This is a genomic window from Streptomyces torulosus, from assembly GCF_001419765.1.
GTDB classification, from domain to species: domain Bacteria; phylum Actinomycetota; class Actinomycetes; order Streptomycetales; family Streptomycetaceae; genus Streptomyces; species Streptomyces torulosus.
The window spans coordinates 1-6,447 of the sequence record NZ_LIRK01000792.1 but is presented as its reverse complement, the minus strand read 5'-3'; the positions used below and the strand labels follow the sequence as shown (position 1 = coordinate 6,447).

Sequence of the window (6,447 nt, the reverse complement as noted above, 5' to 3'; positions counted from 1 at the left end):
ATCGACTACGGACTCAACCAGCTGTTCGCCGTCGGCTTCGGCAAGCGCTCGACGGCCATGCTGAACATCCTCAACGCCCACTTCGGCATCGGCGCGATCCTCGGCCCCGCCCTGATCGGCGCGGTCGGTGCCGAGCACTACCCGGCGGTCTTCCTCGCCTTCGCCGCCGCCAACCTGCCCCTGCTGCTGTGCCTGCGCGGCGTCCGCGACCGCGCGCCCCTGACCGCCACCCCGGACGAGGACACCGCGCAGGCGGGCGGGTCCGCGCTGCGCCGCAGCCTGGCCTCGGTGCTCGGCGTGTTCGTCGCCCTCTACGTCCTGCACGTGGGCATCGAGGCCGGCGTCGGCGGCTGGGAGCCCACCCACCTGGAGACCGTCGGCTACAGCGCGGGGGCCGCCGCCACCGCGACCTCCGTGTACTGGCTGATGCTGACCGTCGGCCGCTTCCTGGTGGTGCCCGTCGCGCTGCGGTACTCCCCCCAGACGATCATCACCGTCTCCTGCGCGGGCATGACCGTCTGTCTGCTCCTCGCCGTCGTCCCCTGGCTCGCCCCGTTCGCGTACGCCGGCGTCGGCCTCTTCATGGCGCCGATCTTCCCCACCGGCCTGCCCTGGCTGAACGCCGCCGCGCCGCGGGCCCGCAGCGCCGGCGCGCTGGTCATCGCCGCGTCCATGGTCGGGGGAGTGGCCGCGGGGCCCGCGCTCGGCAAGGCCATCGAATGGTCCGGCGTCCGCGCGGTGCCGCTGCTGCTGTGCGTCGTGTCGGCCCTGTGCCTGCTGGCCACTCTGTGGCTGATCCGCGCCACCCGCACCGACACCCCGTCCCGCTGAGCCGCACCCGTCCCCGAGTCACCCGCATGTCCCGAGCCGAAGGGAATTCAGCCTTGCGCACGCCCGCCCTCACCACGTCCTCCGACGGTTTCCTCCTCCACGGCGAACCGTTCCGGATCATCTCCGGCGCGATGCACTACTTCCGCATCCACCCCGACCTGTGGGCGGACCGGCTGCGCAAGGCCCGGCTGATGGGCCTCAACACGGTGGAGACGTACGTCCCGTGGAACCTCCACCAGCCCGACCCCGACAGCCCCCTCGTCCTCGACGGCCTCCTCGACCTGCCCCGCTACCTGAGCCTCGCCCGCGCCGAGGGCCTGCACGTGCTGCTGCGCCCCGGCCCGTACATCTGCGCCGAGTGGGACGGCGGCGGCCTGCCCTCCTGGCTCACCACGGACCCCGACATCCGGCTGCGCACCAGCGACCCCCGCTTCACGGACGCCCTCGACCGCTACCTCGACATCCTGCTGCCCCCGCTGCTGCCGCACATGGCCGCGAACGGCGGACCCGTCATCGCCGTCCAGGTCGAGAACGAGTACGGGGCGTACGGCGACGACACCGCGTACCTCAAGCACCTGCACAACGCGCTGCGCTCCCGCGGCGTCGAGGAGCTGCTGTTCACCTGCGACCAGGCGGGCTCCGCCCACCACCTGGCCGCCGGGAGCCTGCCCGGCGTGCTGTCCACCGGCACCTTCGGCGGCCGGATCGAGGAGTCGCTGCGCAAGCTGCGCGAGCACCAGCCCGAAGGGCCCCTGATGTGCTCGGAGTTCTGGATCGGCTGGTTCGACCACTGGGGCGAGGAGCACCACGTCCGGGACGGCGCCGACGCCGCCGCCGACCTCGACCGGCTGCTCGCCGCGGGCGCCTCCGTCAACATCTACATGTTCCACGGCGGCACCAACTTCGGCTTCACCAACGGCGCCAACCACGACCAGTGCTACGCGCCGATCGTCACCTCCTACGACTACGACGCCGCCCTCACCGAGTCCGGCGACCCCGGCCCCAAGTACCACGCCTTCCGCGAGGTGATCGCCCGCCACGCCCCGGTCCCGGACGAGCCCGCCCCGGCCCCGTCGCCGAAACTCTCCGGCATCACCGTCGAGCTGGACCGCAGAGCGCCCCTCCTGCCGTGGGCCACCGCCCACAGTGCGTCCGCCGGCCGCACCGAGGACCCGCTCACCATGGAGGAGCTGGGCCAGCGATCCGGCTACGTCCTCTACCGCAGCGCCTTCCCCGAGCCGGGCGACGGCCTGCTGCACTTCGCCGGCGGGGTCGGCGACCGCGCCCAGGTCTTCGTGGACGGCGCCCCCGTCGGCGTACTGGAACGCGAACGCCACGACGAGACCCTCCCGCTGCGCGTCCCCCGCGCCGGCGCCACCCTGGAGGTGCTGGTCGAGAACATGGGCGGGGTGAACTACGGGCCCCGCATCGGCGCCCCCAAGGGCCTGCTCGGCCCCGTCACCTTCAACGGCACGGCCCTGCACGGCTGGGACATCCACCGCCTGCCCCTGACCGACCTGTCCACGGTGCTCTTCGCCCCGGCCGGCGAGACGGCCCACGTCACCGTGCCCGCCTTCCACCACGGCACCTTCGACGTCGGCACCCCCGCCGACACCTTCCTCTCCCTGCCCGGCTGGACCAAGGGCCAGGCCTGGGTCAACGGCTTCCACCTCGGCCGCTACTGGAACCGGGGCCCGCAGCGCACCCTCTACGTCCCCGCCCCCGTCCTGCGCCCCGGCGGCAACGAGCTGGTCCTGCTGGAGCTGAACGCCACCACCGCCGCCCGCGCGCACTTCACCGACACACCCGACCTGGGGCCGGTGAAGCCCTGATGACGGCCCCTCACCAGTTGCGCCTCCCGGCCGAGCCCCCGCCCCCGCTGCGCGGTCATCTGCCCTTCGCGGACGTCCCCGGCGCGAGCGACCCCATCGAGGTCACCAGCCGCTGGCTCACCCGCGGCGGCCGCCCCTGGTTCCCGGTCTCCGGCGAGTTCCACTTCACCCGCTGCCCCGCCGGGCAGTGGGAGGAGGAACTGCTGAAGATGAAGGCGGGCGGGGTGACGGTCGTCGCCGCGTACGTCATCTGGATCCACCACGAGGAGACCGAGGGCGACCTCCGCTTCGACGGCGACCGCGACCTGCGGCGCTTCGCCGAACTCTGCGCCCGCCACGGCCTGGACCTCATCCCCCGCATCGGCCCCTGGGTGCACGCGGAGGTACGCAACGGGGGCCTGCCCGACTGGGTCCTCGCCCGCACCGACGCGCCCCGCACCGACGACCCCGCGTACCTGGAGCCCGTACGCCGCTGGTACGCGGCCCTCGCCGAGCAGCTGCGCGGTCTGGACCGGGGCCACGGCGGGCCCGTCGTCGCCGTGCAGATCGAGAACGAGCTGTACGACCAGCCGGGCCACCTGCTCACCCTGAAGCGGACGGCCCAGGCGGCCGGACTCGCCGCCCCGCTGTGGACGTCGACCGCCTGGGGCGGCGTCCAACTGCCCCCGGACGAACTGCTGCCCCTGTACGGCGGCTACACCGAGACCTTCTGGACCGAGGCCGACGGCGGCTGGCCCGACACCTGCCGCAAGCACTTCTTCTTCACCCACCAGCGCGACGACGAGGGCATCGGCGCCGACCTGCGCCCCACCACGGTCCGCGGCGGCGATCCGGAGGCGCTGGCGGACCGCTTCCCCTGGGCCACCTGCGAACTGGGCGGCGGCATGGCCGTGGCCTACCACCGCAGGCCGCGCGTCGACGCCGCCGACATCGGCGCCCTCGGCCTCACCAAGATCGGGTGCGGTTCGGTGTGGCAGGGCTACTACATGTTCCACGGCGGCACGAACCCCCGGGGGCGCACCACGTTCCTCCAGGAGTCCCACGCCACCGGCTACCCCAACGACCTGCCCCTGCTCACCTACGACTTCCAGGCCCCGCTCGGCGAGTACGGCCAGTACCGCCCCTCCTACGACGAACTCCGCCTCCAGCACCTGCTGCTGGCCGACTTCGGGCAGCACATCGCCCCCATGAGGTCGGTCCTGCCCGAGCGGCTGCCGGCGGGCCAGGACGACCGGGAGACCCTGCGCTGGGCGGTGCGCGGCGACGGACGGTCCGGCTTCCTCTTCGTCAACAACCACCAGCCGCACGAGCCGCTGCCGGACCACACGGACGTCTCCTTCACGGTCGACTTCCCCGACGCGCCGCCCCTCACCCTGCCGGCCACACCGGTCACGGTCCGCCGGGGCGCCTACTTCTGCTGGCCGCTCCGGCTCGACCTGGGCGGACTGCGCCTGGAGTGGGCCACGGCGCAGGTGGTGTGCGTGCTGGACGGCGCGGGCGGCGGAGCCGAGGACAGCGGTGACGCCGACGACAGCGGTGACGCCGACGACAGCGGTGAAGCCGACGCCGGCCGCCCGGTGCTGGTGCTGGTCGCGATCGACGGGATCACCCCCGAACTCGCCCTGGACGCACGGTCGGTGAAGGCGGTGCGGGCGCCCTCCGGTGATCTGACGACCGTCGGGGACCGCCTCCTCGTCACCGGGCTGCGGCCCGGCACGGACGCACTCGTCGAGGTGGACACCGCCGACGGCCGCCGCGTCGACCTCCTCGTCCTGGACGCGGCCACGGCCCGGACCGCCTACCGGGGCCCCGCCTGGGGCGCCGACCGGCTGGTCCTCTGCGACGGCGGCGTCGTCTTCGACACCCACCGGGACGAGGTACGGGTGCACAGCCGGTCCCCGGAGCCGTCGTTCGCGGTGCTGCCCGCGCCCGCCGCGGCACCCGTGGCCGCCGCGGGCACGGTGAAGGAGACGGCGGACGGGGTGTTCACCCGTTACACGCTGGTGGGGGCGGCCGAGGGGACGGGCGGCACCGACGGGCCGGGCGGGACGGACCGGACCCTGCCCGTCGCCCTCGTCCGTGCGCCCGGCGAGGCACCGCCCACCGCCACCGGTGTGCTCGGGCGGGCCGGCGCCCCGGCGGACGAGCACTACGACACCGTCGCCGCCGAGTACCACGTGCCCGTGCCGGACGATCTGCCGCCCGGCACCCTGCTCCGCGTCCACTGGACCGGCGACACCGGCCGCGCCTACGTCGGGGACCGGCTCGTCGCCGACCAGTTCTACTCCGGGCGCGTCTGGGACCTCGCCGTGGACCGGCTGCGGACGGAAGGGGACCCGGGGACGGAAGGCCTGCGGCTGAAGATCCTGCCGCTGCCCGCCGGGGCGCCGGTGCACATCCCTGACCGGACCGGCGACTCCCCGCTGCCGGCGCGGATCGACCGGGTGGAGTGGCTCACCGTCCACACCCTGCCGTTCCGGGCGGGCTGACCACGAGTCCGGGAGGCCGGGGCCCGCGCCCCCGCCTCCCGTCGACTCGGCTCCCCGGCGCCCCGGGCGCCGCACCTATTCTGTGAACCCCGGCGGGACGCCGTCCCGCCCTCCCGTCGAAGAAGGAAGCGCCGCATGTCCCGAAGCACCACGGACGGCACCGCCGCCGGGGACGCCGGTGCGGCCGGCGGCCCCAGACCCACCGGCAGCCGCAGCAGACGGAACTTCGCCGGCTCCCGGCCGGTGATGGACGACGTGGCCCGGCTCGCCGGCGTCTCCAAGCAGACGGTCTCCCGCGTCCTCAACGACAACCCGGCCGTACGCCCCGAGACCCGCGAGGCCGTGCGCGCCGCGATGCGCACCCTCGGCTACCGCCCGAGCCGCAGTGCGCGCTCCCTGGCCAGCGGCCGTACCCGCATGCTCGGTGTGATCTCGTTCGACGCGGCCCGCTACGGACCCGCCTCCACGCTCACCGCGATCAACACGGCCGCCCAGGACGCCGGCTACCTGGTCAGCTCCATCGCGCTGGACACGGCGGACCGCGACACCGTCGTCCAGGCGGTGGACCGGCTGTCCGCCGAGGGCGCCGACGGGATCATCGCCATCGCGCCCCAGCGCCCCGTGGCGACCGCGCTCGCCTCCGCCCGCCCCGACACCCCGCTGGTGATGCTCGACAACGGCCTCGGCGACGGCACCCCCGTGGTGTCCTCGGACTTCCGGGCCGGCGCACGGCTCGCCACCGAGCATCTGCTGGGCCTCGGCCACCCCACCGTCTGGCACATCGCGGGTCCCACCGGCTGGACCTCAGCCGACCGGCGCGCCGCGAGCTGGCGCGACACCCTCACCGGGGCCGGTGCCCCCGTGCACGAACCGCTCGTCGGGGACTGGAGCGCCGACTCCGGCTACGCGCTGGGGCGGCGGCTCGCGGACAGCCCGGACGTCACCGCCGTCTTCGTCTCCAACGACCAGATGGCCCTCGGACTGCTGCGGGCCCTGCACGAGGCGGGCCGCCGCGTCCCGGACGACGTGAGCGTCGTCGGCTACGACGACATCCCGGAGGCCGCGCATCTGCTGCCCCCGCTGACGACCATCCGCACCGACTTCTCCGAGATCGGCACCCGGTCCCTGCGCCTGCTCCTGACCCAGCTGGACGACCCCGCCGACACGGAGGAGCCCCCGGCGGAGACCGAACAGGTCGTCCCGGTCGAACTCATCGTCCGCCGCAGCACCGGCCCGGCACCGCGCTGACCCGGCCGCCGCGAGCCATGGGGGCACGCGGCAGCCGGGTCAGCGCG

4 protein-coding genes are annotated in these 6,447 nt (G+C 74.4%); all 4 read left to right on the top strand.

All coding sequences use genetic code 11. The features are described from left to right. The coding region (locus AOK23_RS40025; protein WP_157878299.1) for an MFS transporter at positions 1–831 on the top strand (831 nt) is incomplete at its 5' end. A 53-nt stretch (positions 832–884) separates the two neighbouring features. Next, complete coding sequence (locus AOK23_RS40020; protein ID WP_055717338.1) at positions 885–2,663, top strand: glycoside hydrolase family 35 protein; 1,779 nt, start codon at positions 885–887, stop codon at positions 2,661–2,663. Next, entirely contained in the window at positions 2,663–5,152 is a 2,490-nt protein-coding gene (locus tag AOK23_RS40015) for a beta-galactosidase (RefSeq protein WP_055717337.1), read from the top strand. The genes AOK23_RS40020 and AOK23_RS40015 overlap by 1 nt, the downstream gene beginning before the upstream one ends. 135 nt (positions 5,153–5,287) lie before the next feature. Further along, positions 5,288–6,400, top strand: a complete 1,113-nt coding sequence (locus AOK23_RS40010) for a LacI family DNA-binding transcriptional regulator (protein WP_055717336.1) — start codon at positions 5,288–5,290, stop codon at positions 6,398–6,400. Positions 6,401–6,447: the final 47 nt, after the last annotated feature.

Excerpts from the sequence above, each read along its gene's own strand:
- AOK23_RS40015 (WP_055717337.1), top strand. The coding sequence starts at position 2,663 with ATGACGGCCCCTCACCAGTTGCGCCTCCCGGCCGAGCCCCCGCCCCCG.
- AOK23_RS40010 (WP_055717336.1), top strand. The coding sequence starts at position 5,288 with ATGTCCCGAAGCACCACGGACGGCACCGCCGCCGGGGACGCCGGTGCG.